Annotated in this window: 2 protein-coding genes; both read left to right on the plus strand. The window is 72.1% G+C overall.

Annotated features, from left to right (window positions below):
* A partial coding sequence (locus IE185_RS32740) for a beta-ketoacyl reductase (protein ID WP_189716558.1) occupies positions 1-1148 on the plus strand: 1148 nt, incomplete at its 5' end.
* 34 nt (positions 1149-1182) lie between these two features.
* Positions 1183-3205 (plus strand): type I polyketide synthase (locus IE185_RS32745; RefSeq protein WP_444545117.1); only part of this gene is annotated, 2023 nt, incomplete at its 3' end.

Genomic DNA, 3205 nt, shown 5'->3' on the forward strand with positions numbered 1-3205 from the left:
ACATCACCCACCTCCACCTCATCAGCCGACGCGGACCCCAAGCCCCCGGAGCCCACCAGCTCCAGCAGGAACTCACCGCACTCGGCGCCCACGTCACCATCACCGCCGTAGACGCCACCGACACGCAGCAGGTGACGGCGCTCCTCGACACCCTCCACCCCGACCACCCCCTCACCGCCGTCATCCACACCGCAGGCGTCCTCGACGACGCCACCATCACCGCCCAGAACCCCGACCGCCTCCACACCGCCTTCCACGCCAAAACCGACGCCGCCCACGTCCTCCACGAAGCCACCAAGCACCACAACCTCGCCGCGTTCCTCCTCTTCTCCTCCGCCGCCGGCACCCTCGGCAACCCCGGACAAGCCAACTACGCCGCCGCCAACGCGGCACTCGACGCCTACGCCCACCACCTGCGCACCCAAGGCACCCCCGCCACCTCCCTCGCCTGGGGCCTGTGGGCCGACGCGAGCGGTATGACCGGGCACCTGGACAGCGGTGATCAGAGCCGCATGAGCCGTCAGGGCGCTGCGGCGCTCACCGCGGAGGAGGGCATGGCGCTCCTCGACGCCGGCCTGCGGTCGTCCGAAGCGGCGCTGGTGACCAGCAAGATGAACTTCCCGGCTCTTCGAGCCGCCGCGGTCGACGGCCGGCTCCCGGTGATCCTGCGGGGTCTGGTGCGCCTGCCGCGCAAGGCCGCCCACAGTGCGGCCGACGCCCCCGAGTCCCTGGCCGACCAGATCGCGGCGCTTCCCGAGGCCGACCGTCAGCGCCGGCTCCTCGATCTCGTACGTGGTCACGCCTCGACCGTGCTCGGCGATGTGCCGATCCGGTCCGGTCAGCCCTTCAAGGACGTGGGCTTCGACTCGCTCACGGCGGTCGAGCTGCGCAACCGGCTGGCCACGGCGACCGGCATCCGGCTGCCCGCCACGCTGATCTTCGACTACCCGACCCCGGCAGCCCTCGCCCGGCACCTCCAGTCCGAGCTGGTCCCCGAGGACGCGGCCGACGATGTCGCCGCCGTCGCCGGAGCCCCGGCGCGGACGGCGGCCGAGGCCGAGGCGGCCACCGCCGAGGAGCTCGGCCGTATCGCCGCCATGGACGCCGACGACCTCGTGGCCCGCGCCCTGGGCGCCATCGGCAACTGATCAACGACCGAGCGACACCTACGGACTGCTGACTGTGGAGGAAACGATGGGAACGCCCAGCGAGCGGCTGGTCGAGGCGCTGCGCGCCTCGCTCATGGAGAACGAACGTCTCAAGCAGGAGAACCAGCGCATCGCGGACGCCGCGCGTGAGCCGGTCGCCATCGTGGGCACGGCCTGCCGGCTGCCCGGCGGGGTGGCCTCGCCCGAGGACCTGTGGCGCCTGGTCGACGAAGGCACGGACGCGGTGTCCGGCTTCCCGGAGAGCCGGGGCTGGGACCTGGAGCGGCTCTTCGATCCCGACCCGGAGCGCTCGGGTACGTCGTACGTCAGCGAGGGCGGTTTCCTCCACGACGCGGGCGAGTTCGACGCGGGGTTCTTCGGGATCTCGCCGCGCGAGGCGCTGGCCATGGACCCGCAGCAGCGGCTGCTGCTGGAGACGTCGTGGGAGGCGTTCGAGCGGGCCGGTCTGGACCCGACCGCGCTCCAGGGCAGCCGGGTCGGCGTGTATTCGGGCGTCATGTACCACGACTACGCGCCGGGGCTGGAGTTCTCCCCCAAGGGCTTGGAGGGCTTTCTCGGCACCGGCAACTCCGGCAGCGTGGCCTCGGGCCGCGTGTCGTACACGCTCGGTCTCGAAGGGCCCGCGATCACCGTCGACACGGCCTGCTCGTCCTCGCTCGTGGCTCTGCACCTCGCGGTGCAGTCCCTGCGCAACGGCGAGATCGACATGGCACTCGCCGGCGGCGCCGCCATCATGGGAACCCCGGGTGTCTTCGTGGAGTTCTCCCGCCAGCGCGGCCTGTCCACCGACGGCCGCTGCAAAGCCTTCGCCGACGCCGCAGACGGCACGGGGTGGGCGGAAGGTGTCGGCGTACTGCTCGTCGAGCGGCTGTCGGACGCGCAACGTCTCGGCCACCCGGTCCTGGCGGTCGTACGCGGCTCCGCCGTCAACCAGGACGGCGCCTCCAACGGCCTCACCGCACCCAACGGCCCCTCCCAGCAACGTGTCATCCGCGCCGCCCTCGACAACGCCGGGCTCGCTCCTGCCGACGTCGACACCGTCGAGGCCCACGGCACCGGCACCACACTCGGCGACCCCATCGAGGCCCAGGCCCTCCTCGCCACGTACGGCAAGGGACGGGATGCCGAACAGCCGCTGTGGCTCGGGTCCTTGAAGTCCAACATCGGGCACGCGCAGTCCGCCGCCGGAGTCGCCGGGATCATCAAGATGATCCAGGCGATACGGCACGGGGTGCTGCCCAAGACCCTGCACGTCGACGAGCCGTCGACGAAGGTCGACTGGACCGAGGGCGCCGTGGAACTCCTCACCGAGTCCCGCCCGTGGCCCGAACTGGACCGCCCACGCCGCGCCGCCGTCTCCTCCTTCGGCGTCAGTGGGACCAACGCCCACGTCATCATCGAGCAGGCGCCGGCGACCGCCCCGGAGGAGGCGGCGGCCGAGGCGGCGACGCCGGGCGCCGTACCGTGGCTGATCTCCGCGAAGACCAAGATCGCCCTGCACGCCCAGGCCGATCGCCTCCTCCCCGGTACCGAGCACCTCGGCTCCGTGGCGGTCGGCCAGGCGCTGGCCTTCGACCGGGCCCAGCTGGACCGGCGCGCGGTGGTCGTCGGCGCCGACCGGGAAGAACTGACCGCCGGACTGAAGGCGCTGGCGGCGGGTGAGTCCGCTGCCGAACTGGTGACGGGGACGGCGGACGTGGACGGGAAGACCGCGTTCGTCTTCCCCGGCCAGGGGCATCAGTGGGCCGGCATGGGAGCCGAGCTCCTCGACACCTCCCCGGTCTTCGCCGCAGCGATGACCGAGTGCGCGCAGGCCCTGTCCGCGTACGTCGACTGGTCACTCCTCGACGTCATCCGCCAGACGGAAGACGCACCCGGCTTCGACCGCGTCGACGTCGTCCAGCCCGCCAGCTTCGCGATCATGGTGTCGCTCGCCCGGCTCTGGCAGCACCACGGCGTCACCCCCGACGCCGTCATCGGCCACTCCCAGGGCGAAATCGCCGCAGCCCACATCTCCGGCGCCCTCACCCTCGACG

Source organism: Streptomyces chryseus, from assembly GCF_014650755.1.
In the GTDB taxonomy this organism is placed as follows: domain Bacteria; phylum Actinomycetota; class Actinomycetes; order Streptomycetales; family Streptomycetaceae; genus Streptomyces; species Streptomyces chryseus.